Raw genomic sequence first — 25,448 nt, forward strand, 5'->3', positions numbered from 1 at the left:
GGTCCGATACCCGGCGCCGGGCGCAAGGCCCGTCGCGCCGGCAAGAACGACGCGGCTGCCGACGCAGCAGCCGCCCACATCCTGGAGAGTTTTCCGTGAGTGCCAAGGACCTGAGCACCTTGATCGAACGCGCCGAGCAAGTACTGGCGCAACTGGAGGCCTGGCTGCCTCCCGCCCCTCCCGCGGCCGACTGGTCGGCGCACGCCTACCGCTGGCGCAAGCGCGGCAACCGCGGCTGGCTCGATCCGGTGCGCAATATCATGGCCATCCACACGGACGATTTGCAGCACATCGAGCGCCAGAAAGGCATCATCGACCGCAACACCCGCCATTTCCTGCAGAAGAAGCCCGCCAACAATGTGCTGATGACGGGCGCGCGCGGCACCGGCAAGAGCTCGCTGGTCAAGGCCATGCTGGCCGCCTATGGCGACCAGGGCCTGCGCCTGATCGAGGTCGACAAGAGCGACATGGGCGATCTGGGCGATATTGTGGACATGGTGGCGCAGCGTCCCGAACGCTACATCATCTTCTGCGACGACTTGTCCTTCGAAGAGGGCGAGGCCGGCTACAAGGCGCTGAAATCGCTGCTGGACGGCTCGATCAGCGCCTCGGGCGAGAACGTGCTGATCTACGCCACATCCAACCGGCGCCACCTCATGCCCGAATACATGAGCGAAAACCTGGATGCCAAGCACCAGGCCGACGGCGAGATCCACCCCGGCGAGACGGTCGAGGAAAAAATTTCGCTCTCCGAGCGCTTCGGCCTGTGGCTGTCCTTTTATCCCTTCAAGCAGGACGATTATCTGGACATCGTGAACTACTGGCTCAAGGAACTGGGCTGCACGCAGGCCGACATCGATGCGTCGCGCACCGAAGCGCTGCAATGGGCGCTGGAGCGCGGTTCGCGTTCGGGGCGCGTGGCGCGCCAGTTCGCCCGCGACTGGTCGGCACGACATGTCTGAAGAAAACTCGGGCAATCCGCCTCGGCCCGAAATGCCCGCCAAGCCCCTGATCCACGTAGCAGCAGGCATGATCCTGCGCGCCGACGGTGCCCTGCTGCTGGCCGAGCGCCCCGCCGACAAGCCCTGGTCGGGCTGGTGGGAATTGCCCGGCGGCAAGATCGAACCAGGCGAGACAGTGCTGCAGGCGCTGGCGCGCGAGCTGGATGAAGAGCTGGGTATCCAGATCACCCAGGCCACGCCATGGGTCACTCATGTACACGAGTACCCCAAGAATATCGTCAGCCTGGCCTTCTGCCGCGTCACGGGCTGGAACGGCACGCCGACCGGGCGCGAAGGCCAGACGCTGGCCTGGGTCGATCCGCATGCGCCCATCACTGTCGGCAAGCTGCTGCCAGCCACCGAGCCGCCTCTGCGTTGGCTGCGGCTGCCCGACCGCTACCTGATCACATCCATAGGCGGGCAACAGGAACTGCCCGGCTATCTTGCGCGGCTGGACACAGCCTTGCAGCAAGGCATCAGGCTGGTGCAGTTCCGCGAACCTGCATGGCAGCAGCGGGACGGCGAGCAGGCCGTGGCGGCGGCCTTGCAGGAAGTGCTGCGGCGCTGCCGCGAGCACGGTGCGCGCTGCCTAGTGAATAGCGCCCATCCCCGTGACTGGTGGGATCGAGCCGACGGCGTGCACCTGCGCGCCGCCGATGCGCGCCTGCCCGAGGTGGCCGCGCGGCTGCGCCGGGCCGCCGAGGACTCGAACGCCACTGGTGCCGACGCGGCAGCCGGCGCCCAAGCCGCCCCGGATAACCATGCGGGGGCAAATGCCGCCGCAGCCGGGCCGAACTCGTGGCCCGACCGGCTGCTGGGCATGTCGGCCCACGACGCGGCCGACCTGACGCTGGCGCGCGAGCTGGGGGCCGATTTCGCGGTGCTCGGCCATGTGCTGGACACGCCTTCGCACCCCGGCGAGCCCGGCATGGGCTGGGAACGTTACGCCGAGCTGGCCGGCGGCGCCGGCCTGCCGGTGCTGGCCATAGGCGGCCAATCGGAAGCTACGCTGGACGAGGCGCGCCGCCACGGCGCGCATGGCATAGCCGGCATCCGCGGGCTGCTGGGCTACTGATAAAGGATCGGGGGGCAAGCGCGGCGATCGCCACGCTGCCTCACCCTTTTCTCTTCAGCTTGTATTGCCCGCGGCTGCACACCTGGTGCTTGTTTCATTCTCAAGTCAATCGTGCGCTTTGCCTGCTTCGCTTGCCGTACTAGGACCTGCGCTTCGCTGGCGCGTTCACGATCGATCTAGAAACGGAATTACTTCGACGGCGAGCCGGTATTCGGCGGCGAGCCCGTATTGCCGCCTTCGTCCGGCGCGGCCTGCCAGCCGCCGCCCAGGGCCGCGATCAGTTGCACGCTGGCCACCAAACGCTGCGCCTGCAACGACAGCGCGGACCTTTCGGTGCTGAGCGCGGTGGCCTCCACCTGCGCGACGCTGAGGTAGTCGATCATGCCGGCGGCGTACTGGTTCTCGGTCAGACGCAGCGAGTTGCGCGACGCAGTCAGCGCCCGGTCCTGGGTCTGCTGCTCACGCGCCATGACGCGCAGTTGCACCAGATAATTCTCGACTTCTTGCAAGGCGTTCAGTACGGTAGACCGGTAGGCGGCCGCCTGGGCGTCGTAGGCGGCTCGCGCCTGCTCGATATTGGCCTGGCGCGCGCCGCCGTCGAACAAGGTCAGGGCCAGTGCCGGGCCCAGCGACCAGAAACGTGTCGGCGCAGCCAGCCACAAGGCCCAGCGGTCGTTGCTCAAGCCGCCGTCGGCGCTCAAGGTCAGGTCGGGGAACCAGGCGGCTTCGGCCACCCCGATCTGGGCGTTGGCCTCGGCGGTGCGCCGCTCGGCGGCGGCCACGTCGGGACGGCGCTCCAGCAGTTGCGAAGGCAGTCCCACCGGAATTTCCGGCAGCTTGCCGATGCCGGACGCCGACGCCAGCGAGAAAGCCGATGGCGGCTGGCCGGTAAGCACCGCCAGGGCATGCTCGTACTGGGCTCGCTGCCACTCCAGGGCCAGCGCATCGGTATGGGCATTCTCGAGCTGCGCACGCGCCGATTCCACGTCGACCTGCGCCGCAACGCCAGTGCTGTAGCGGTTCTCGGTGATGGTGAGCGAGCGCTGGTAGGCCTGCAGCGTCTGGGCGTACAGGCGCTGCTCGGCGTCCAGCGCGCGCAGGTTGAAATAGGTCTGCGCCAGCGTCGACTGCAGGCTGAGCCGGGTCGCAGCCATGTCGGCCGCGCTGGCCTGCGCGCTGGCCCGGCTGGATTCGACCGAGCGCCGCACTTTGCCCCACACATCGGGCTCCCAACTGACTGTGCCGGTCAATGTGGACTGGGTGCCGCGGGTCGAAGCATCCGACCCGCCGCTGCTGCCCGAACGGGTCGCCGAGAGGTTCGCGCCGACGGTGGGAAAGAAGTCCGCCCGCGCGCCCTTGAGCAGCGCCTGGGCCTGGCGGTACTGCGCCTCGGCCTGGGCCAGGTCGGCGTTGTGCGCCAGCAGCGCCTGCATCAAGCCGTCGAGCACCGGGTCCTGGTACGCGCGCCACCAGTCGGCGCGCAGCGCCGTGTCGGCCGGCTGCGCCGGCTTCCAGCCCTGCGTTTCTTTATAGGCATTGCCCACGGGCACATCGGGACGGTGGTAGTCCGGCCCCACCGCGCAGGCGCTCAGCGCCAGCGCCAGCGCCGCCGGCAGCAGGCATCGAGAAATTTTTCTTGTCGGCATAATCATGTTGCAGTCCCACGCTTGCGCCCGGCCCACAGGCGGAAGCGGTCGAGGTACAGGTAGACCACGGGGGTCGTGTAAAGGGTAAGAATCTGGCTCAGGAACAGGCCGCCCACGATGGTCAGGCCCAGCGGACGGCGCAGTTCGACCCCGGCGCCCGAGGCCAGCACCAGCGGCAAGGCGCCGAACAGCGCCGAAACCGTGGTCATCATGATAGGCCGGAACCGCACCAGGCACGCCTGGTAGATGGCGTCGCGCGAGGACAGATTATCTTCGCGCTCGGCCTGCAGCGCAAAATCGACCATCATGATGGCGTTCTTCTTGACGATACCGATCAAGAGGAACACCCCGATCAGAGCGATCAGCGTGAACTGCTCGCCCAGCAGCATCAAGGCCAGCAAGGCCCCGATGCCCGCGGAGGGCAAGGTGGAAAGAATCGTCAGGGGATGCACGTAGCTCTCGTAGAGCATGCCGAGCACGATGTACATGGTGACCAGCGCGGCCAGGATCAGCCAGGGCTGCTGCGCCAGCGACTGCTGCAGGGCCTGGGCATTGCCCTGGAAGCCGGCCTGGATTTCGCGCGTGGGCAGGCCCGTGCGCGCCACCGCCTTCTCGATGGACTGCACGGCCTGCTCCAGCGCCACGCCGGGCGCCAGGCTGAAGGACACAGTGTCGGCGGCAAACAGCCCTTGGTGCTGCACCGACAGCGGCGCATTGCCGACCTCGAAGTGGGCGAAGGCGGATAGCGGCACGCGATTGCCGCTGGACGTCACCACCTGCACCAGGCGCAGCGATTCCGGATCCTTGGCATAGCGCTGGTCCACGCCCATGACGACGTGATATTGGTTCAAGCGCCCGTAGATCACCGAGATCTGCCGCTGGCTGAACGAATCGTTCAGGGTCGAGGCGATCAGGCCCATGTCCACCCCGAGCCGGGTCGCGGCGGTGCGGTCGATCACCAGATTGACCTGCGTGCCCTTGTCCTGCACGTCGGTATCCACGTCGACCAGCTCCGGCAGCCCCGCCATGGCCTGCTGCACCTTGGGCAGCCAGGTCTTGAGCAGCGCAAGGTCGCTGGCCATCAGCGTGTAGTCATACGAAGCCGTGCTGGTCTGGCGGCTGCCCATGCGTATGTCCTGTTGCGGCACCAGCGTCAGGCGCGCCCCGGGCTCGTTCTGGAATTTGCTGCGCAGGCGGTTGGCCACTTCCAGCGCGCTGGCCTTGCGCACATCCACGGGCTTGAGCTGGATCAGCATGAAACTGGAGTTGCTGCCGCCGCGCCCGCCGGCGAAGCCGGTCACGCTTTCGATGGCCGGATCCTGCAGCAGCACTTTGCGGAAGGCCTCGAGCTTGGGCATCATGGCGGAAAAAGAAGTGCCCTGGTCGACCCGGAAGAAACCCATCAACTGGCCGGTGTCCTGCTGCGGGAAGAAGCCCTTGGGCACTACCTTGTACAAATAGACATTCAGGCCGACGGTGATGGCCAGCAGCAGCAGCATGAAACGGCCGTGCGCCAGCGACCACGACAGCGAACGCTTGTAGCCTTCCCACAGTATCTCGCCCAGCCGCTGGAAGCGCCGCGCCAGCCAGCCCGGCTCGCGTGGCGCTTTTTCCTGGCGGCGCAGGATGCGCGCGCACATCATAGGCGTCAGCGTCAGCGACACGAATAGCGACACCATGATGGACGCCGACAGCGTCACCGCGAACTCGCGGAACAGGCGGCCGACCATGCCGCTCATCAGCAGTATGGGTATGAACACCGCCACCAGCGACACGCTCATGGCCAGCACGGTGAAGCCGACTTCCCGCAGGCCGCGGATCGCGGCCCGCAGCGGCGGCACGCCGCGTTCCATGTGGCGGATGATGTTCTCCAGCACCACGATGGCGTCGTCCACCACGAAGCCCGTGGCCACGATCAGCGCCATCAGCGAAATCGTGTTCAGCGTGAAATTGAACAGCAACATCAGGCTGAAGGTAGTGACCAGCGACACCGGCACCACCACGCTGGGGATCAGCGCCGCCCGCGCATTGCGCAGGAACAGCAGCACCACCAGCACTACCAGCACCACGGCGATCACCAGGGTAAGCTCGGCCTCGTGCAGCGAGGCGCGAATGCTGGGGGTGCGGTCCTGCGCCACGGTGAGCGTCACGGCGGCCGGCAGCATTGCTTGGAAGCGCGGCAGTTCCGCCCGTATCGCGTCCACGGTGGCGATGATGTTGGCGTCGGCCTGGCGCCTCACGATCAGCAAGATGGCCTTGCGGTCGTTGAAAAAGCCCGCATTGAAGATGTCTTCGACCGAATCGCTGACCGTGGCCACGTCCTTCAGGCGTATGGGCGCGCCATTGCGCCAGCCCACGATCAACGGCCGGTACTGCGCCGCCGAGGTCATCTGGTCGCCGGGGCTGACCTGCCAGTGGTAGTGGTCGTTCTCGACCATGCCAGTGGGACGCACGACATTGGCGTTGGACAGCGCCGTGCGCACATCGTCCAGCGCCAGCCCGGCGGCGTTCAGGGCCTGCGGGTCCAGGTCTATGCGTATCGCCGGCAGCGAGCTGCCGCCGACGTCGACCTCGCCCACGCCCTGCACCTGGGCGAGCTTCTGCGCCAGCACGGTAGAGGCCAGGTCGTAGAGCTTGCCCTGCTCGACCGTGGGCGAAGTCAGCGCCAGCACCATGATGGGCGCGGCGGCCGGGTTGACCTTGTGATAGGTGGGGTTGCTGCGCAGGCTCGAGGGCAGCAGCGTGCGCGCCGCATTGATGGCGGCCTGCACGTCGCGCGCCGCGCTGTTGATGTCGCGGCTCAGGTCGAACTGCAGGGATATGCGCGTCGAGCCCTCGGTGCTGCTGGAGCTCATGTCGGTGACCCCGGCGATCGACCCCAGGGCTTGCTCGAGCGGCGTGGCGACGCTCGAGGCCATGGTCTCGGGGCTGGCGCCGGGCATGCTGGCCGACACCGAGATCATGGGGTAGTCGACCTGCGGCAGCGGCGAGACCGGCAGCAGGCCGAACGCCAGGGCCCCCGTCAGCACCAGCGCCATGCTCAGCAGCGTGGTCGCCACCGGCCGCATGATGAACAGGGACAGGAACCTCATGGAAGCGTCTCGCCCTGCATCATGGCAGCGCCTCGCCCTGGGCTTGCTCTGTCGCGGGCTCGGAGCGCAGGCGGCGGCCCAGGCGGTCGAACCACAGGTAGATCACCGGCACGGTAAACAGCGTCAGCAACTGGCTGCACAACAGGCCGCCCACCATCACCAGCCCCAGCGGCTGGCGCAGCTCGGAGCCGGCGCCCGTGGCCAGCATCAGGGGAATCGCACTGAACAGCGCCGCCAGTGTGGTCATCAGGATGGGACGGAACCGCAGCCGCGCAGCTTCCTGGATGGCCTGGCGCGGCGGCAGGCCGCGATGATGCTCGGCCTCGAGGGCGAAGTCGACCATCATGATGGCGTTCTTCTTGACGATGCCGATCAAGAGGATGATGCCGATGATGCCTATCATGTCGAGCTCGGTGTGGCTGATCAGCAGCGCCAGCAGCGCGCCGATCGCCGCCGAGGGCAGCGTCGACAATATCGTGACGGGATGGATGTAGCTTTCGTACAGGATGCCGAGCACGATGTACATGGCGACCACCGCCGCCAGCAACAGCCACAGCGTGCTGGACAGCGAGGCCTGGAACGCCGCCGCCGCGCCCTGGAAGCGCGTCTCGATGGAATTCGGCATGGCCAGCCCGCCCTCGGCTTTCTCGATGGCCTCGACCGCATCGGACAGCGCCACGCCGCGCGCCAGGTTGAAGGACACCGTGACGGCGGGGAACTGGCCCAGGCGCTCGATCGACAAATGGGTATTGGACTGCACCAGGCGCGCCAGGCTGGTCAGCGGCACCGGCGGGTTGCCGGAAGTCGTGGGCACGTAGATGCGCGACAGCGAAGACGGGTCTTGCCGGTACTGCGGCGCCACTTCCAGCACCACGCGGTATTGCGAAGATTGCGTGAAGATGGTGGAAATCAGCCGCTGCCCGAAGGCGTCGTACAGGGCTTCGTCGATGGCCGCCACGGTGACACCCAGGCGCGCCGCCGCATCGCGGTCTATGACCAGCGTGGTCTGCAGGCCGCCGTTCTGCAAGTCGTCGGCCACGTCCTCCAGCTGGGGCAGGGTCTGCAGCTTGCTCACCACCTTGGGCACCCACTCGCTGAGCACCGCGCCGTCGGGGTCGGACAGGGTCATCTGGTATTGCGTGCGGCTGACGCGGTCGTCGATGGTCAGATCTTGCACCGGCTGCATGTAGACCTTGATGCCGGGCACGCCTGCCAGCGTCTGGTTCAGGCGCCGGATGACTTCGGCCGCATTGTCGCTGCGTTCGCTGGTAGGCTTGAGCGCGATCTGCATGCGGCCCGTATTGATCGTGGAGTTGGTGCCGTCTATGCCTATGAAGGACGTGACCGTGGCCACTGCGGGATCCTTCATGATGAGGTCTACCGCCTGCTGCTGGCGCACGCCCATGGCCTTGAAGGATATGGTTTGCGCCGACTGGCTGATCGCCTGGATCATGCCGGTGTCCTGCTGCGGGAAGAAGCCCTTGGGTACGATCATGTACAGCAGGCCCGTAACCGCCAGCGTGGCCACCGCCACCAGCAGCGTGATGCGCTGGTGCGACAGCACGAAGGACAGCCCGCGGTCGTAGGCATCTATCAGCTTGTCTATGTATGCGCCGGCCTTCTGCTGGAAGGGGCTGAATTTCATTTCGGACTCGGGCTTGAGCAGGCGCGCGCACATCATGGGGGTGAGCGTCAGCGAGATCAGCAGCGAGATCAAGATGGCCACCGCGAGCGTGATGGCGAATTCGCGGAACAGGCGGCCGATGACGTCGGCCATGAACAGCAGCGGGATCAGCACTGCGATCAGCGACAACGTCAAGGACACCAGCGTGAAGCCGATCTGCTGCGCGCCCTTGAGCGCTGCCTTCAAGGCGGTTTCGCCGGCCTCGATGTGGCGCGCGATGTTCTCGATCATGACGATCGCGTCGTCGACCACGAAGCCGGTGGCGATCGTCAGCGCCATCAGCGTCAGGTTGTTGATGCTGAAGCCGGCCAGGTACATGATGCCGAAGGTGCCTACCAGCGACAGCGGCACCACAACACTGGGCACGAAAGTGGCGGTCCAGCTACGCAGGAATACATAGGTCACCAGCACCACCAGCACGATGGCCAGGATCATCTCGAACAGCACGTGGTTGACCGAGTCGCGTATGGTCTGGGTGCGGTCGGAGGCCACCGACACGCTCACGCCGGCCGGCAGCGCCTGCTTGAGCGTGGGCAGCAGCGCCTTGATATGGTCGACCACGGAGATCACATTCGCGCCGGGCTGGCGCTGGATGTTCAGCAGCACCGCCGGCGTCTTGCCGACCCAGGCGGCCTGGCGAATGTCCTCGGCATCCTGTTTCGCGACGGCCACGTCGCGCAGGCGCAGCGGCGCGCCGTTCTGGTAGGACACGATCAGCTTGTCGTAGTCCTGCACCGACTGCAACTGGTCGTTGGCGTTGATGGTGGTAGAGCGCTGCGGCCCATCCAGGTTGCCCTTGGGCTGGTTGGTGGACGCATTGGTGATGGCGGTGCGCACATCGGTGAGCGTCAGGTTGTGCGCCGCCAGCGCCTGCGGGTTGACCTGCACTCGCACCGCCGGCCGCTGCCCGCCGGCGATGCTCACCAGCCCCACGCCGGATATCTGCGACAGCTTCTGCGCCATGCGGATGTCGATCAGGTCGCGCACCTGGTACAGCGGCATCGTGGGCGAAGTGATGGCCAGGCTCATGACCGGCGTGTCGGCCGGATTCACCTTGTTATAGGTGGGCGGCGTGGGCAGGTCGCTGGGCAGCAGGTTCGAGGCCGCGTTGATGGCGGCCTGGACTTCCTGTTCGGCCACATCCAGCGACAGGCCCAGATCGAACTGCAAGGTGATCATGGACGAGCCGCCGGAACTGGTGGAAGTCATTTGCGACAGCCCGGGCATCTGGCCGAACTGGCGTTCCAGCGGCGAAGTGACCAGGGCGGTCATCACGTCCGGGCTGGCTCCCGGGTACAGGGTCACCACCTGGATGGTCGGGTAATCGACTTCCGGCAGCGCCGACACCGGCAGCAGCCGATAGGCCAGCAGGCCGGCTATGAGCACGGCGAACATGGCCAGGGTGGTGGCCACCGGCCGCAGGATGAAGAGACGCGAGAGATTCACTGCCTGGATCCGCCCCTAGTGCCGCCGCCGGGAGGTGCTGCTCGGCTTCTTGTGCATGTCGGCCATGGTGGGCGCGGCCTGGGTGCCGGTCATGATCTCGACCTTGGAGCCTTCGCCGAGGCGGTCCAGCCCTTCGGTGACGACTTGCTGGCCGACGGTCAGGCCCGATTTGACGGCGACGTTGGCGCCGTCCTCGGTGCCGGTGGCGACCTGCTGCACATGGACCGTGTTGTCGGGCTTGAGCACATACACGAAGGTGCCGATCGACCCCTGCTGCACGGCCAGCGTCGGGATGACCACGGCCTTGTCGTCGCTGCTGACCAGCAGCCGCACATTGACGAACTGGTTGGGAAACAGGGCGTCGTCGGCATTGTCGAAGCGGGCCTTGAACTTGACCGTGCCGGTGGAGACATCGATCTGGTTGTCCACCGACATCAGTTCGCCGCTGGCAAGCTTGGTGGTGTCGTCGCGATCGTAGATGTCGACCGACAGCTTGTGCCCCTGGTGCATCTGGGCCAACACTTCCGGCAACTGGGTCTGCGGCAGCGTGAAGACCACGGCGATGGGCTGGGTCTGGGTGATGACAACCAGCCCCGGGGTCGTGGACGCCGTGATCAGGTTGCCCTGGTCGACTTGGCGCAGGCCCAGGCGCCCGGATATCGGCGCGGTGATGCGGGTGAATTCGAGCTGCAGCCTGGCGCTGTCCACGGCCGCCTGGTCGCTTTTTTCCGTTCCCAGGTATTGCTGGACCAGCGCGGCCTGGGTATCGACCTGCTGCTTGGCGATGGAGTTCTGCTTATATAGCTGCTGATAGCGCTGCAGGTCGCGGCGCGCATTCTGCAATTGCGCCTCGTTCTGCTGCTGCTGGCCGATGGCCTGGTCGAGCTGCACCTGGAAGGTGCGCGGGTCGATCTGCGCGAGCAGGTCGCCCTGCTTTACTTTCTGGCCGTCGGTGAAATCGATTTTCTGCAGTTCCCCCGATACCCGGCTCATGACCGTGACGGTATTGAAGGCCGTGACCGTGCCGATGGCGTTGAGCACCAGGTTGATGCGCCCGGTATGCACCTGGGCGACACGCACCGGTATGGCCTCGGACATGCCGGCGCCGTAGCGGCCGGCGGCGCCCTTGCCCTGGCGGCCCAAGGCCCAGTATGCGCCGGCCAGGACGATCAGGACGATGACGGCAAGCCAGACCCAGGCTCGGGTGCGGGACGATCGGGCGGCCTCGGGACGAGGTTCCGGCATGCGCGGACTCCTTCAGGGGATACGAAAATGCGTGTATTTTCGCTGATTTCCCGGGCCGTCGACCGTAAAGAATCGAAATCTGTAATCGAACGCAACACTTACGGGCAGGCGTCCCGCCATGGCACGGCCGCTGTCAGACGTTGCAGCGCGCCAGCTTGAAGGGGATGTCGCGCGTGACGGCCTGGGGTTTGAGATCGTAGTCGGGGCTGGCAAAGCGCACCCAGATCACATATTTGTTGGCGCTCATTTCGGGAAACACCCCGAGCGTCGGATCGACCCAGGCGCGCAGCAACTGGAACGTCTTGCCGCCGAGCATTTCCTGGTAGGCACCCTGGCGGGCCTCGACATCGACCACGTCGCCGGCGTCGCGCAGCAGGCGCAAACTTAGGGACAGGCTGCGAAACAAGGGCAGGAATGGGTTGATCCATTGCCGCAGGTCGTGCATGCGGTCGTCGTAGGGCTTGAGCTGCCAGGCGAAATACGAAGGCATGTCCACCTGGGAAGAGCCGCCCGGCACCGCCACCCTGCCGCGCAGGCTGGCCAGCCATTCGTTGTCGCGCAGCCCCTGGCCGATACGCCCCTGCCCACCCAGGTCGCCGCTGACCGACTGGATCTCGTTGAGCATGTTTTCGAGGGCTTCGGGGTCTACCCCCGGATGCTGGCGCAAGCCCGCGAGCGTGACGCGCTGGCGTTCGAGGTCTTGCAGGATGGAACCGCGCAAATCGGTGCGATCGCAGATGTCCAGCACATCGAAAAGCGTGGCGACAGCGATCTGCTGATAGCGCGGGTCTTCGCCTTCGGCGAAGAAGAACAACCGATTGAACAAGTGCTCGACCCGCAGGAGAGCCCTGACTCGTTCATTGCAAGGATATTCGTATAGGACCACGCGAACTTGCACCTTACTCAAACAGCCGGCATCACGGGAAGCATGGGGCGGAGGATGCGTCGGCGGCGTATACGCCGCGGCAGCCGGTTCATCGTCTATTCCTGGCCTTGCGCCAGGGCGGCTACACAAACCCGATTACGATGAAGACAATACCGGAAGCATCCCCAACCGCGTTTCGATCACTTCTGCCGCACGGGCCCCCAGGCCGGCTAACCCCGTTGTTGCGCCCAAAGGCACCAGCGCTCGTGCACCACGCGGGCACGCCGAGCAAGCTCTTCGAGCGACGTCTGCGCATCGTTCAGCACCACATCATCGGCGAGTGCCAGTCTCTCCTCACGCGAAGCTTGCACTGACATGATACGCGCAATAGTGTCCGCCGTCAGCCCGCTGCGGGCCTGCACGCGGGCCGCTTGCGTGGCCGGATCGCAGTCCACCACGCAGATGCGGTCGACACGATCTCGCCAGCGGCCCGACTCGACCAGCAGCGGTACGACCAGCACAAGATAACATCCCTGCGCCTGCTGCGCCCGTTCCTGTGTAACGGTTCCTATCAATGGATGAATAATGGCTTCCAGGCGGCCCCTTGCGCCGGTATCGGAAAACGCCAGCTCGCGCATGCGGGCGCGGTCGAGCGAGCCGTCGGCGGCGATCATGGCCGCGCCGAAAGCCGCGCGTATGGGTTCTATGGCGCGCCCGCCGGGCGCGGTAAGCTCGTGGGCGATGACATCGGTATCGACGATGGCCGCGCCCCATTCGCGGAAGAATTCTGCGACGCGGCTCTTGCCAGAGCCGATGCCGCCGGTCAGTCCAATTTTGTACATGCTGTGCCGGGCCGGGGGCTGTCCAGATCGAGTGGCGTGCCGCCCCCTCTAGCGTAAACAGGCCCCAGTTCATCCAAAGCCCCACTGTACCTCAGGACCGAGCAACAGGGCGGCGGCGCCCGCGCCCGACAGGAAGGGACCGAAGGGATAGGACGCCCGCGCGCGGAAGTCGCGCCGCCACAGGAAGGCCCAGGACAAGCCGGCCGCACAGGCCGCCAGCAGCACCCCCGGCAAGGGATAGGCCCCAAGCCAGGCGCCGAGCGCGGCCAGCAGCTTCAGGTCGCCGCGCCCCATGCCCGCACGCCCGGAAAACAAGGCGTATGCCCATGCCAGCAAGCATGGCAGGCTATAGCCGCAGGCCACGCCGGCCACCGCATCGTGCAACCCGACCGGGCCCAGGCTGCCGCCCATCCAGGCGCGCAACAGCCCCAGCCAGAGCAAAGGCTGGGTCAAGGCGTCGGGCAGCAGCCCGAGCGCCGCATCGACCAGCGACAAGGCCAGCAGCAGGGCCAGGGCGCACAGCACGGCCGCCGCGTATGGGCCAGCGCCATGCCTGGCAGCGAGTACCGCAGCCAAGGTTCCGGCCCCCAGCATAGACATCGCGCAGACACCCCGCCGCTGCCGCGGCGGCGCCTCGTTCATCTGGGCGGCAAGCCCGGCAATGCAGTTCCCGGCCAGTTGCACAGCCACCCATCCGGCCGCCGCCCCCGCCCCGAAGCCCGCGAGAACAGAACCATCGCAAACGGCTATGAGAGCCCGCAAGGCGCTACCCCAAGCCTGCGATTAATGCGTAGAATGCTCATTCATCAGCCTCGACAGATTCCACGGAATACCTTCCATGCCTGCATTAGCTATCTACACAAGGCGCGCCCGCCGCAAGGCCTGCGGCGCGGCGATCCTGGCCATGCTGCTGGCCGGCTGCGCCTCGCAGCATTCGCCCGGCTACTACGACAACGCCCGCGACAACACCCAGCGCGATGCCATGGAACAGGCCCAGGGCTCGGGCCCTGGCGTGCAAGCGCAGTCGCCATCGCAATTGCACCTGGGCTTCGGCCCGACCCAGAAAAAGCCTTCCGCCGCCGAAGCGGCGAACGAAAAAGCGGCCCAGCCCGACTACGTGCGCCCGCTGGCCGAGCCCAAGACCTTTCTGGGCACCGTTCCGTGCCTGGTCAACGGCAATACCTGCTCGGCCAACCGTATCACCCTGACCCTGGCGCCCAGCGGACTATGGCGTTCGCGCACGCTGGTGCTGGACGGCCCCGACGCCCAGCACAGCACCGTACAGCAGGGTTGTTGGCAGGTAATAGGCAGTTCGCCGCTGCGCATCCTGCTGCAACTGGACCACGGCGGCAGCAAGGCCAGCCTGACCTTCGTCAACGACAACCTGCTGCGCATCGACAGCCTCGACAACATCAGGCCCACCCTGGAATACCGCCTGACGCGGCAGGCCGACATAGACGGCATAGACGAACTGAACAAGGCCCCGCACCCGAGCTGCAATCGCTGACCGCGCCGCCCCCCGCCCGAGGCGGCCGGCACGCTACGGCGACAATACGCAGCGCGCCAGTTCGACAGCGTTGCGCACCTGCATTTTCTGGAAGATGCGGGCGCGATGCGCTTCGATGGTGCGCTGGGAGACCCCCAATTCCGCAGCGATGATCTTGTTGGGCTTGCCTAGCGCCACGTAGGCCATGACGTCGCGTTCGCGAGGCGTCAATACGGCAAACCGGGAATCTTGCGTTGGGTCAGGGTCAAGGCTCATGCGACTCTCCTGTCTGTGGGGGTACAGGGATTCTGTCATGCCCCCTGTGCAAAGTCGCCTGTCATTTCTTACAGAAAGCCCTCAGATCTCGAGATTGTCGATCAGGCGCGTATTGCCCAGCTTGGCGGCGGCCAGCACCACCAGCAATTCGCCGGCCTCGATTTCTTCGCGAGTGGGTGGATTGAGATCGCGGCGGCGGCGCAGCGCCACATAGTCCACCTTCCAGCCGTGGCCGGCCAGCGCGGACATGGCCTGCTCTTCCAGGGCCTGGCGGTCGGACTGCCCGGCCAGCACCTGCTCGCGCAGCTTGTGCAGCACCGCATACAGGAACGGCGCTTCGCTGCGCTCGGCCGGCTGCAAATACATATTGCGCGAAGACAGCGCCAACCCGTCGGCGTCGCGCACGGTCTCGTGCGCCAGGATGTCGACCGGAAGCTGGAACTGCCGGCACATATTGCGCACCACCATGAGCTGTTGATAGTCTTTCTTGCCGAACACCGCCACCCGCGGCTGCACACAGGAAAACAGCTTCATGACCACAGTGCTCACGCCCGTGAAGAAGCCGGGGCGGAAATGGCCCTCGAGGATATCGCCCAGGTCATTGGGCGGCTGCACCGTGTAGCTCTGCGGCTCGGGGTACATCTCGCGCTCGTCGGGCGCAAACAGCACGTAGACGTCGCGTTCGCGTTCCAGCTTTTCGATGTCGGCGGCCAGGGTGCGCGGATAGCGGTCGAAATCCTCGTTGGGGCCGAACTGCAGGCGATTGACGAAAATGCTGGCGACCACCGGATCGCCGTGCTGGCGCGCCAACTTCATCAAGGACAGGTGCGCCCTGTGCAGATTGCCCATGGTAGGCACGAACGCCACGCGCAGTTGCCCGCGCAGCTGGTCCCGCAACTCTTCGATCGTATGCACTACCTTCAAGAAATTCTCCGTCCTGGATGTGGGTTAAGCGTATGGGGGCGAACGGCTTTACGCCTGGGCGCTGATATACGACAGGCGCACGTAGATGGGGGCGTAGGGCTCGGCCTGGGTGATGTCCAGCAGCGACTCGCGCGCCAGTTCGAGCAGCGCCAGGAAATGCACGACGATGACGGCCGCCGCATCGCCGTGCGAGGCCCGTTCCATGAACAATTCGGTGAATTCCATGAAACGCACGTCGCTCAGCCGGCGCAGGATCTGGCTCATGTGATCGCGCACCGAAAGCTGTTCGCGGGTGACCTGGTGGCGCGCATTGAGCCGCGCGCGGCGCATGATGTCGGCCCAGGCGCGGCGCAGGTCTTCGGCGTCGACGTCGGGCAGCATGCGCTCGACGCGCAAATCCAGCAGCGCGTGGCTGCGCAGGAAATCGCGGCCGGCCTGCGGCAGCGCGTCCAGCTTCTGCGCCGCCAGCTTCATCTGCTCGTACTCGAGCAGGCGGCGCACCAGCTCGGCGCGCGGATCGTCGGGCTCTTCGCCGGTGTCGGTCTTTTTCAGCGGCAGCAGCATGCGCGACTTGATCTCGATGAGCAGCGCGGCCATCAGCAGGTATTCGGCGGCCAGCTCGAGATTGTGGTTGCGGATCTGCTCGACATACGACAGATATTGCCGGGTGACCTCGGCCATGGGAATGTCGAGCACATTGAAGTTCTGCTTGCGGATCAGGTACAGCAGCAGGTCCAGCGGGCCCTCGAAGGCCTCGAGAAAGATTTCGAGTGCATCGGGCGGGATGTACAGATCCTGCGGCACGGCAAACAAGGGCTCGCCGTACAGGCGCGCCAGCGCCACGCTGTCCACGACGTCGGGTGTACTATCCACTTCTGGCTCGACCAGGGCGTCGATGTCGCCGGCCGCAACGGGGGCCTGGGGGCTCGGCGGCATGGAATCAGTCGGTCTGGTACACGTAGGGCTGCTGAGGCACCTGCGCCGCCCGGAAGCCGTCCTGCAGCTCGGGATCGAGCTGCTTGTCCCACAGCCGCGACCGGCCCTCGCGCTGGCGCAGCTCGGTTTCGGGGTGACGCGTCTTGTAGTCGTTCAGAAATTGCGTGATTTCCGAGGTGTAATTCTTGGCCATGATGCTCACGAGGTGTTACGGTCGAGTTTCAAGTTTACTTCAGACAAACAAAGTTAGAATGCTGTAATGGACTCCAGCACCGGCCCTGAACCTGCCCCAGCCTATTCCGAACGCGAACGCCAAGCAATCCGCATGATCCCCTTCATAGTGGGGTGTGCGCTATTCATGCAAATGCTGGATTCCACCGTGGTGGCGACCGCGCTGCCGGTGATGGCCGGCTCGCTCGATTCGACCCCGGTGAAAATGAACGTGGCAATCACCAGCTACCTGCTGGCCACCGCCGTGTTCGTGCCCATCAGCGGCTGGGCGGCCGACCGGTTCGGCGCCAAGCGCGTATTCATTGCGGCCATTTTACTGTTTACGCTGAGCTCGGTGGGCTGCGCCATGTCGCACAACCTGACCGAGCTCGTCATCGCCCGCGTGGTGCAGGGCATGGCCGGGGCCATGATGGTCCCGGTCGGGCGCATCATCCTGCTGCGCAAAGTGCCCAAGACGGAACTGCTCAAGGCCATGTCGTTCCTGTCGCTGCCGGCCTTGCTGGGCCCCGTGATCGGGCCGCCGCTGGGCGGCTTCCTGGTGACCTACGCATCCTGGCACTGGATCTTCCTGATCAACGTGCCCGTGGGCGCCCTGGGCATCGCGCTGATCCTGCACTATGTGCGCGAAGACTACCCCGTGGCCAAGCCGCGCCTGGACTGGCTGGGCTTCATACTCAGCGGCATCTGCCTGGCGGCCCTGGTGTCCGGCTTCGAGGCCATAGGCCACAGTTCCCTGTCGATAGGGAACCTGCTCATGCTGGTGGGCACCGGCCTGGTCTGCGGCGTCCTGTATGTCTGGCACGCCGGCCACGCCGAATACCCCATCATCGACCTCAGCCTGCTGCGCACGCCCACCTTCGCTATCGCCACGCTCGGCGGCAACCTGTGCCGCTTCGCGGTGGGCGCCACGCCCTTCCTGCTGGCGCTGCTGCTGCAGGTGGGCTTCGGCCTGACGCCTTTTTCGGCCGGCCTGATCACGTTCACCAGCGCGGCCGGGGCGATGCTCATGAAGCTGGTGGCCACCCCCATCATCCAGCGCTTCGGCTTCAAGCGGGTGCTGATTTTCGACGCGGTCGTCGCCGGCGCCTTCGTCGCCCTGTGCGGATTGTTCCGCGCCGACACGCCGGTCTGGATCATGGTCGCCATACTGCTGGTCGGCGGCTTCTTCCGCTCGCTGCTGTTCACCGCGGTCAATACCCTGACCTACGCCGACATCAGTTCCGAAAACATGAGCCGTGCCAGCAGTTTCGCCGCCATGGCGCAGCAACTGGGCATCAGCCTGGGCGTGGGCTTCGCCGCGGTAACGCTGAACCTCAGCATGCTGGCCCGCGGCGCCGACCACCTCGCCCTGCCCGACCTGGTGCTGGGCTTTTCCGTGATCGGCCTGCTCACCGCCCTGTCGATCCTGTCGTTCCGCCGCCTCGCCACGGATGCCGGCAACCACCTGAACCAGAACAAGAAGCTGCCCAGCCGCCGCTGGCCGCGGCGGCGCCGCACAGCCTAAGCGCCGACGCCGGCGCCGCGGCACGATCCCGCGCCGCGCTTGCCCTGTGCAAGCCTGATCAAGTCGGGAACATCCCGTGATGTCCGGCCCGGACATGGACCTGGGCCGGAGCCTGGGCCCGCGCGCCGCCAGGCCTCAATCCAGCAGCATCACCAGCTTGCAATCGGGCCGGGTGGCCAGCCTGAAGGTAATCTGGCGATAGCTGGAAATGCCGCCCGCAGCATGGCGGAACTGGCGCAGGCCGCCCTCGCGCTCGACCACAGTCTGGCGCGTCCACCAGTGCGTGAATACCGGGCTGGCCTGGCGCAAGTCTTCCACCAGCGCACGCACATCGGGCTCGTCGGCGTGCGCCCCCGCGTCAGCGCGGAATTCCGCCACCACCCGGCGCGCCCGCTGTTCCCAGTCGACCACCAGGTCGCGCGCGGCCGGATCCTGGAATATGTAGCGCAGCAGATTGGGCCGCGGGGTGCGATCCGGCCAGCCCTCGAACAGGCGCAGCAGCGGTTCGTTGCGCGCCAGCACGTTCCAGCAGCGGTCCAGGATATAGGCGGGCGCCGTGATGCTGTGCACGCAATCGGCCAGGTCCGCGGGCAGTTCGGCCTCGGGTTCGCGGCCGTGCTCGGGGTCGGCGCACTCGGCCAGCTCGAACAGGTATTGGCGCTCGGCGCGCACCAATTGCAGCACCGTCGCCAGGCGCGACCACACCGCCGGCGAGGCGGCGATGTCGCGGCCCTGCTCGAGCCAGGTGTACCAGGTGACGCTGATGCCGCAAAGCTGCGCGACTTCTTCGCGCCGCAGGCCGGGGGTACGGCGCCGTATGCCCGCCGGCAGGCCTACCGAGGCCGGCGTCACCCGCGCCCGCACGCTGCGCAGGAAATCGCCAAGCGCGCGGCGCCTGGTCGAGCCGGCCTGGCCATCGGTGTCGGCCATGTCAGTGGCCATGCGTCATCCCTTTTTGCGGCATCCCTTTTAGTGCAAACAGGCCCTAGCGCAGCACACTCGCCAGGGCGCGGCGCACGTCGTCTTCGCTGCGGCCGCTGCGGCGGATGTAGTCCTGCAACTGGTCCGGGCCTATATTGCCCACGTTGAAGTACTGCGAGGCCGGGTGGCTGAGATAGAAGCCCGACACGCTCGAGGCCGGATACATGGCATAGCTGTCGGTCAGCGTCATGGATATGTCGTCGCACTCCAGGTACTTGAACAGCTCTTTCTTGACGATGTGCTCGGGACAGGCCGGGTAGCCGGGCGCCGGCCGTATGCCCTGGTACTTTTCGGCGATGATGGCCTCGTTGTCGAGGCTTTCGTCGGCGGCATAGCCCCACAGGTCGCGGCGCACCCGGGCATGCAGGCATTCGGCGAAGCCCTCGGCCAGGCGATCGGCGATGGCCTTGAGCATGATGCTGGAATAATCGTCGTTGGCGGCCAGGAAGGCTTCGTCGTGCTTTTCTATGCCCAGGCCGCCCGTGACCGCGAACAGGCCGATGTAGTCGGTAACGCCGGAATCGCGCGGCGCGATGTAGTCGGCCAGGCACTTGTTGTCCACGCCCTCGCGCTTGGCCGTCTGCTGGCGCAGGTTGCGCCAGGTGAACAGCACCTCGGAACGCGACTCGTCGCGATAGACCTCGATGTCTTCGTCGTTGACCGTATTGGCCGGATAGAACGCCACCACGCCGTTGGCCGTGAGCCAGCGCCCGTCGATGATGCGCTTGAGCATGGCCTGGCCTTCTTCGAACACCTTGACGGCCTGCTCGCCCACCACGGGATCCTTCAGGATGGCGGGGTAATGGCCGAACAGGCTCCAGGTCTGGAAGAACGGCGTCCAGTCGAGAAAGTGCACGATCTCCGACAAATCGTAGTTCTTGAAGGCGCGGCGGCCGATGAATTTCGGGCGCGGCGGCACATATGCGGACCAGTCGATGGCGGGCCGGTCGGCGCGCGCCTGCTCCAGGCTGACCAGCGGCGTGGCCTTGCGGTTGGCATGGCGCGTGCGCACGGTCTCGTATTCGGCCGCCACCTCGGCCACATAGGCCTCGGCCTGGTCGGACATCAGATTGGTGGCCACGCCCACCGAGCGGCTGGCATCGGGCACGTAGATCACCGGGCCCTCGTAGTTGGGGGCGATCTTTACCGCCGTATGCACCCGGCTGGTAGTGGCCCCGCCCACCAGCAGCGGCAGCTTGCGGCTGCGGAAATAATCGTCGCGCTGCATTTCGGAAGCCACGTAGGCCATTTCTTCCAGGCTGGGGGTGATCAGGCCCGACAGGCCGACCATGTCGCAGTTCTCTTCCTTGGCCTTGGCGAGAATAGTGGCGCAGGGCACCATCACGCCCATATTGATGACCTCGAAGTTATTGCATTGCAGGACCACCGTGACGATGTTCTTGCCGATGTCGTGCACATCGCCCTTGACCGTGGCGATCACGATCTTGCCCTTGGAGCGCACGTCGCCGCCCGCGGCCGCGATCTGGCGTTTTTCTTCTTCGATGAAGGGGATCAGGTGGGCCACGGCCTGCTTCATCACGCGCGCCGACTTGACCACCTGGGGCAGGAACATCTTGCCCGCACCGAACAGGTCGCCCACGACGTTCATGCCGTCCATCAGCGGCCCTTCGATCACTTCGATGGGCCGCCCGCCGCGCGCGTCGATCTTCTGCCGCACTTCCTCGGTGTCTTCGACGATGAAAGTGGTGATGCCGTGCACCAGCGCATGCGACAGCCGGCCTTCGACGGGCTGCTCGCGCCAGGCCAGGTCTTCTTCCTTGCGTGCGCCGGCACCCTTGACCGTCTCGGCCAATTCCACCAGCCTTTCGGTGGAGGTGCGCTCGTCGGCCGGGTCGGTGCGGCCGCGCGGCTCGGCGCGGTCGAGCACCACGTCCTCGACGAAATCCAGCAGTTTCTTGTCGATGTCCTCGTACACGCCGAGCTGCCCGGCATTGACGATGCCCATCGTCATGCCCTCGCGGATCGCGTAGTACAGGAACACCGTGTGGATGGCCTCGCGCATCAGGTCATTGCCGCGGAACGAGAAGCTGACGTTGGAGACGCCCCCCGACACGCGCGCATGCGGCAGATTGTGGGTGATCCAGTGCGTGGCCTCGATGAAGTCCACCGCGTAATGATTGTGCTCGTCGATGCCGGTGGCGATGGCGAACACATTGGGGTCGAAGATGATGTCTTCGGGCGGGAAACCCGCCTCGTCGACCAGCAGCCTGTAGGCGCGGGCACAGATTTCCTTGCGCCGCTCGAGGCTGTCGGCCTGGCCCTGCTCGTCGAAGGCCATGACGACGGCCGCCGCGCCGTACTTGCGGCACAGCCGGGCATGGTGCAGGAAGGGCTCCACCCCTTCCTTCATCGAGATGGAATTGACCACGGCCTTGCCCTGCACGCAGCGCAGCCCCTGCTCGATGACCTCCCACTTGGAGCTGTCTATCATGATGGGCACGCGCGCGATGTCGGGCTCGGAGGCCACCATGTTCAGGAAGCGCCGCATGCAGACGGCCGAATCCAGCATGGCCTCGTCCATGTTGACGTCGATGATCTGCGCGCCGTTCTCGACCTGCTGGCGCGCCACGGCCAGGGCCTCGTCGTACTTGCTTTCGCGGATCAGGCGCAAGAACATCTTGCTGCCGGTAACGTTGGTGCGCTCGCCGACATTGACGAACAGGCTGTCCTCGTCGATGTTCAGCGCCTCGAGCCCAGACAGGCGTGTCTTGACCGGGATCTCGGGCACTTGCCGCACCGGCAGGCTGCCCACCTTGCGGGCGATCTCGCGGATGTGCTCAGGCGTGGTGCCGCAACAGCCGCCGGCCACGTTCACAAGCCCCGCCTGGGCGAATTCCTGCAGCAGCCCCGAAGTGTCTTCGGGGCTTTCGTCGAAGCCCGTGTCCGACATGGGGTTGGGCAGGCCGGCGTTGGGATAGACGCAGATGTAGGTCTCGCAGATCTTGGACAGCTCGGCGATATAGGGGCGCATCAGCGCCGCGCCCAGGGCGCAGTTCAAGCCCACGGTGATGGGCCGGGCGTGGCGCACCGAATTCCAGAAGGCTTCCACGGTCTGGCCGGACAGGATCCGGCCCGAGGCGTCGGTGACGGTGCCCGAAATCATCACCGGCAGGCGCACGCCGCGTTCCTCGAACACGGTCTCCACGGCGAAGATGGCCGCCTTGGCATTGAGCGTATCGAATATGGTTTCTATCAGCAGCAGGTCCACCCCGCCGTCGAGCAGGCCGTTGAGCTGTTCGGTATAGGCGTCGCGCAGTTCTTCGAAAGTGACATTGCGCGCGCCCGGGTCGTTGACGTCGGGCGAAATGGAAGCTGTCTTGGGCTGCGGGCCCAGGGCGCCGGCCACGAAACGCGGCTTTTCCGGCGTGCTGTACTCGTCGCAGGCGGCGCGGGCCAGCTTGGCCGAGGCCAGGTTCAGTTCGTAGGCGATGTCGGCCAACTGGTAGTCGCCCTGCGCGATGGCAGTCGCGCCGAAGGTATTGGTTTCGATGACATCGGCGCCGGCCTCGAGATACTGCTTGTGGATGTCGAGGATGATCTCGGGCCGCACCAGTGACAATAGTTCGTTGTCGCCCTTCAGGTCCTTGGGATGCTGCGCGAAACGCTCGCCGCGGAATGCCTCCTCGCTCAGCTTGTACTGCTGGATCATGGTGCCCATGGCGCCGTCCAGGATCAAGATGCGCGAGGCCAGCAGCCGCGCGAACTCGCCGCCGCGGGTGTAGGAGGAAACCGGATAAGGAAGGGAAGGATAGGACACGTCGTACCTGGAACGTAACGAAAAGCCGGGAATGGGCCGAACGGCGGCGCCATGGCATACGCGGCGGGCAGCGCCGCAAGGCGCCCGCCGCGTAACATGGGCCGGGGGTCGGTACCCTATTGTAGCCACTTCCCCCCGGCGGGCCGCTGCCGGCCCGCCGCGGCAGCAAGCCGGGGGCGCGGCCGGCATTTGCGCCGCCATGTAAAATCCCGTTTCTGAAAGAGGTGCTTTCGGCGCGTAATCCACAAGAAACCCCGCCCGCCCAGGACGAGGAAGCGCGCTGCGAAAGTCAAACGGGAAACAGGATGCACCGGCCGCCCCCGCGGCACGAGCCGGCCCGCAGTAACTGTGCTGCCCCCGCAACGGTAATCATGCTCATGCATGCCAGCCCGACACCGGCCTCGATCAAACCGGGTTCGTGCCCGCCGCCAGCGTGGCATGCACGATACATTCCAATAATGGCGTGCGGGGACGCACGCCGTGACCAGGTCGCACAATGAAAACCTCTCTTACGCGGTGCGCGTTTGCCGTACTCGCCTGTTTCGGGCCGCTGGCCGCCGGCGCCCAGACTACCCCCGACACTACATCCCAGGTGCCCCAGCTCGACCAGATCGTCGTGACCGCCAGCCGCTCCGGGCAACTGGAAAAGAACGTGCTGGGAAACGTCACCGTCATCGACCGTCAAACGCTGCAGCAAGCCGGCCAGGACAGCCTGGCCGACATTCTCGGGCGCCAGCACGGCATCCAGTTCGCCAGCAATGGCGGCCCGCAGACGACGACCAGCGTGTTCATGCGCGGCGCCAATGCCGACCAGACCCTGGTGCTGCTGGATGGCGTGCCGATCAACGGCGCCACCAGCGGCCTGGGTGCGCTCAATGCGATCCCGCCGGCCAGCATCGACCATGTCGAGATCCTGCGCGGCTCGGCCAGCAGCCTGTATGGCGCCGACGCCATCGGCGGCGTGATCAACATCATCACCAAGCCGGACACCGACCAGCCCTTCTCGGCCTATGCCAATGCGGGCGTGGGCACCTACGCCACCAGCAAGTACAGCGCCGGCATGTCCGGCAGCGCCGACGGCTGGACCTACAGCCTGGGCAGTTCGTATGCGCAGAGCGGCGGCTACAACGCCACCAACGACAAGAATGCCTATGCCTACAACCCGGACGCCGACAGCTATTACTCGCGCAACCTCAACGGCTCGCTGGCCTACGAATGGCGGCCGGGCCAGAAGATCGGCCTGCAGATATACAACAGCCGCATCAACGGCGGCATCGACTACGATCGCTACAACCCCTACAACGACCGCAGCGTACAGACGCTGGATCTGTACAGCCTGAGCAGCGAAAACCAGATCACCTCGCGCTGGAAGAGCACCCTGCGCTATACCTACACGCAGGACAAGAACCGTACGATCGCGGCCGACAGCGACACCACCTTCAGCACTCGCCAGGACCAGTACAGCTGGCAGAACGAGCTGCAGCTCGCTCCACAGCAAAAGCTGGTGCTGGCCTACGAGCACCTGGACCAATCGGTGTCGGGCGACATTCCCTCCTACAACGCCGACTTCACCCCCGGCCCCATCATCAATTACGACCAGACGCGGCGCCACAACAACGCTTTCACCGGTGTCTATACCGGCCAATTCGGCCGCAACCACCTGCAGGCCAGCCTGCGCAACGACCATGACTCGCAGTTCGGCAACGCCCCCACCTGGGGCCTGAGCTACGGCTATGACCTGACGCCGGGGCTGCGCGCCTATGCCGCGGCCAATACCGGCTTCAAGACCCCGACTTTCAACGATCTCTACTATCCCGGCTATTCGAACCCCAATCTCAAGCCGGAAAAGTCGCGCAACTTTGAGGCGGGTTTGCGCTATACGGGCGAGACGACCCGCCTGAGCGCCGTCGTCTACCAGAACAAGGTCCGCGACCTGATCGCCTACGACACGCTCACGTTCCTGCCCACCAACCTCGATCACGCCACGCTGCGCGGCGCCACGCTTTCGGCCGAGCAGCGCCTGGGCAACACCACGCTGCGCGCCAGCGCCGACTTCCTGGACCCGCGCGACGACGATACCGGCAATCAGCTCAATCGCCGCGCCCGCCAGATCTACCGGGCCAGCGCCGAGCAGCGCCTGGGCGCATGGAAGCTGGGCGGCGAGTACATGTACGTGGGCAAGCGCTACGACGACGTAGCCAACACCATCGTCCTGGGCGGCTACGGGCTGGTCAACCTGACCGCGGCCTACGACTTCAATCGCCATTTCGGCGTGCAGGTGCGCTGGAACAATGTGCTGGACAAGACCTATACCCAGGCCTACGGCTACAACACGCCCGGATCGAATGTCTTCGTCAATCTGTCCTGGCGCATGTAGCGGGCGCGGGCCGCGCGGCATGGCCGGCGGCGCGGCGCCGCCGCCCCGGGGCCGCGCCG

Annotated in this window: 18 protein-coding genes; 5 read left to right on the top strand and 13 right to left on the bottom strand. The window is 65.8% G+C overall.

Features of this window, described 5'->3' with window-relative positions; genetic code table 11:
• The first annotated feature begins 95 nt into the window (after nt 1-95).
• Complete coding sequence (locus tag KVP10_RS16095; RefSeq protein ID WP_217965632.1) at nt 96-962, top strand: ATP-binding protein; 867 nt, start codon at nt 96-98, stop codon at nt 960-962.
• Nucleotides 955-2,076, top strand: a complete 1,122-nt coding sequence (locus KVP10_RS16100) for a thiamine phosphate synthase (protein WP_246600735.1) — start codon at nt 955-957, stop codon at nt 2,074-2,076. The genes KVP10_RS16095 and KVP10_RS16100 overlap by 8 nt, the downstream gene beginning before the upstream one ends.
• Nucleotides 2,077-2,264: 188 nt before the next feature.
• Here KVP10_RS16100 and KVP10_RS16105 read toward each other — a convergent pair whose 3' ends face one another.
• The 7 genes from KVP10_RS16105 to KVP10_RS16135 all read right to left on the bottom strand — a co-directional run bounded on the left by KVP10_RS16105 (nt 2,265) and on the right by KVP10_RS16135 (nt 13,496).
• Nucleotides 2,265-3,722, bottom strand: a complete 1,458-nt coding sequence (locus tag KVP10_RS16105) for an efflux transporter outer membrane subunit (protein WP_376810957.1) — start codon at nt 3,720-3,722, stop codon at nt 2,265-2,267.
• Between the two features lie 2 nt (nt 3,723-3,724).
• Nucleotides 3,725-6,814, bottom strand: a complete 3,090-nt coding sequence (locus KVP10_RS16110; RefSeq protein WP_217965634.1) for a multidrug efflux RND transporter permease subunit — start codon at nt 6,812-6,814, stop codon at nt 3,725-3,727.
• A gap of 19 nt (nt 6,815-6,833) precedes the next feature.
• Complete coding sequence (locus KVP10_RS16115; protein ID WP_217965635.1) at nt 6,834-9,944, bottom strand: multidrug efflux RND transporter permease subunit; 3,111 nt, start codon at nt 9,942-9,944, stop codon at nt 6,834-6,836.
• Between the two features lie 15 nt (nt 9,945-9,959).
• Nucleotides 9,960-11,189 (bottom strand): MdtA/MuxA family multidrug efflux RND transporter periplasmic adaptor subunit, encoded by a 1,230-nt coding sequence (locus KVP10_RS16120; protein WP_217965636.1) that lies wholly within the window; start codon nt 11,187-11,189, stop codon nt 9,960-9,962.
• A gap of 133 nt (nt 11,190-11,322) precedes the next feature.
• Complete coding sequence (zapD, locus tag KVP10_RS16125) at nt 11,323-12,075, bottom strand: cell division protein ZapD (protein WP_217965637.1); 753 nt, start codon at nt 12,073-12,075, stop codon at nt 11,323-11,325.
• Between the two features lie 209 nt (nt 12,076-12,284).
• Nucleotides 12,285-12,896: a dephospho-CoA kinase gene (coaE, locus tag KVP10_RS16130; protein ID WP_217965638.1), complete on the bottom strand. Its 612-nt coding sequence runs from the start codon at nt 12,894-12,896 to the stop codon at nt 12,285-12,287.
• Nucleotides 12,897-12,965: 69 nt separating this feature from the next.
• Nucleotides 12,966-13,496: a prepilin peptidase gene (locus tag KVP10_RS16135; protein WP_246600736.1), complete on the bottom strand. Its 531-nt coding sequence runs from the start codon at nt 13,494-13,496 to the stop codon at nt 12,966-12,968.
• A 238-nt stretch (nt 13,497-13,734) separates the two neighbouring features.
• On the opposite strand from KVP10_RS16135, the gene KVP10_RS16140 reads away from it, so the two are divergent.
• Nucleotides 13,735-14,403, top strand: coding sequence for a hypothetical protein (locus KVP10_RS16140; protein ID WP_217965639.1), 669 nt, complete (start codon nt 13,735-13,737; stop codon nt 14,401-14,403).
• A gap of 33 nt (nt 14,404-14,436) precedes the next feature.
• On the opposite strand, the gene KVP10_RS16145 is transcribed toward KVP10_RS16140, so the two are convergent.
• The 4 genes from KVP10_RS16145 to KVP10_RS16160 all read right to left on the bottom strand — a co-directional run bounded on the left by KVP10_RS16145 (nt 14,437) and on the right by KVP10_RS16160 (nt 16,711).
• Nucleotides 14,437-14,658 (bottom strand): response regulator transcription factor, encoded by a 222-nt coding sequence (locus KVP10_RS16145; protein ID WP_217965640.1) that lies wholly within the window; start codon nt 14,656-14,658, stop codon nt 14,437-14,439.
• A gap of 81 nt (nt 14,659-14,739) precedes the next feature.
• A complete protein-coding gene (gene panC / locus KVP10_RS16150) occupies nt 14,740-15,582 on the bottom strand; it encodes a pantoate--beta-alanine ligase (RefSeq protein WP_217965641.1) in 843 nt (280 codons plus the stop codon).
• Between the two features lie 48 nt (nt 15,583-15,630).
• Nucleotides 15,631-16,518, bottom strand: coding sequence for a segregation and condensation protein A (locus tag KVP10_RS16155; protein ID WP_217965642.1), 888 nt, complete (start codon nt 16,516-16,518; stop codon nt 15,631-15,633).
• A gap of 4 nt (nt 16,519-16,522) precedes the next feature.
• A complete protein-coding gene (locus KVP10_RS16160; RefSeq protein ID WP_217965643.1) occupies nt 16,523-16,711 on the bottom strand; it encodes a DUF3460 family protein in 189 nt (62 codons plus the stop codon).
• A gap of 66 nt (nt 16,712-16,777) precedes the next feature.
• On the opposite strand from KVP10_RS16160, the gene KVP10_RS16165 reads away from it, so the two are divergent.
• Nucleotides 16,778-18,253: a DHA2 family efflux MFS transporter permease subunit gene (locus tag KVP10_RS16165; RefSeq protein WP_376810958.1), complete on the top strand. Its 1,476-nt coding sequence runs from the start codon at nt 16,778-16,780 to the stop codon at nt 18,251-18,253.
• 135 nt (nt 18,254-18,388) lie between these two features.
• Here the strand turns inward: KVP10_RS16165 and KVP10_RS16170 are convergent, their stop codons facing one another.
• Nucleotides 18,389-19,195, bottom strand: a complete 807-nt coding sequence (locus KVP10_RS16170; RefSeq protein ID WP_217965645.1) for a helix-turn-helix transcriptional regulator — start codon at nt 19,193-19,195, stop codon at nt 18,389-18,391.
• Nucleotides 19,196-19,238: 43 nt separating this feature from the next.
• Nucleotides 19,239-23,012, bottom strand: coding sequence for a methionine synthase (gene metH / locus KVP10_RS16175; protein ID WP_217965646.1), 3,774 nt, complete (start codon nt 23,010-23,012; stop codon nt 19,239-19,241).
• A gap of 496 nt (nt 23,013-23,508) precedes the next feature.
• Between metH and KVP10_RS16180 the strand changes: the two genes are divergently transcribed.
• Nucleotides 23,509-25,389, top strand: a complete 1,881-nt coding sequence (locus KVP10_RS16180) for a TonB-dependent receptor domain-containing protein (RefSeq protein ID WP_217965647.1) — start codon at nt 23,509-23,511, stop codon at nt 25,387-25,389.
• Nucleotides 25,390-25,448: the final 59 nt, after the last annotated feature.

The sequence above is a fragment of the Candidimonas humi genome (assembly GCF_019166065.1).
GTDB classification, from domain to species: domain Bacteria; phylum Pseudomonadota; class Gammaproteobacteria; order Burkholderiales; family Burkholderiaceae_B; genus Candidimonas; species Candidimonas humi.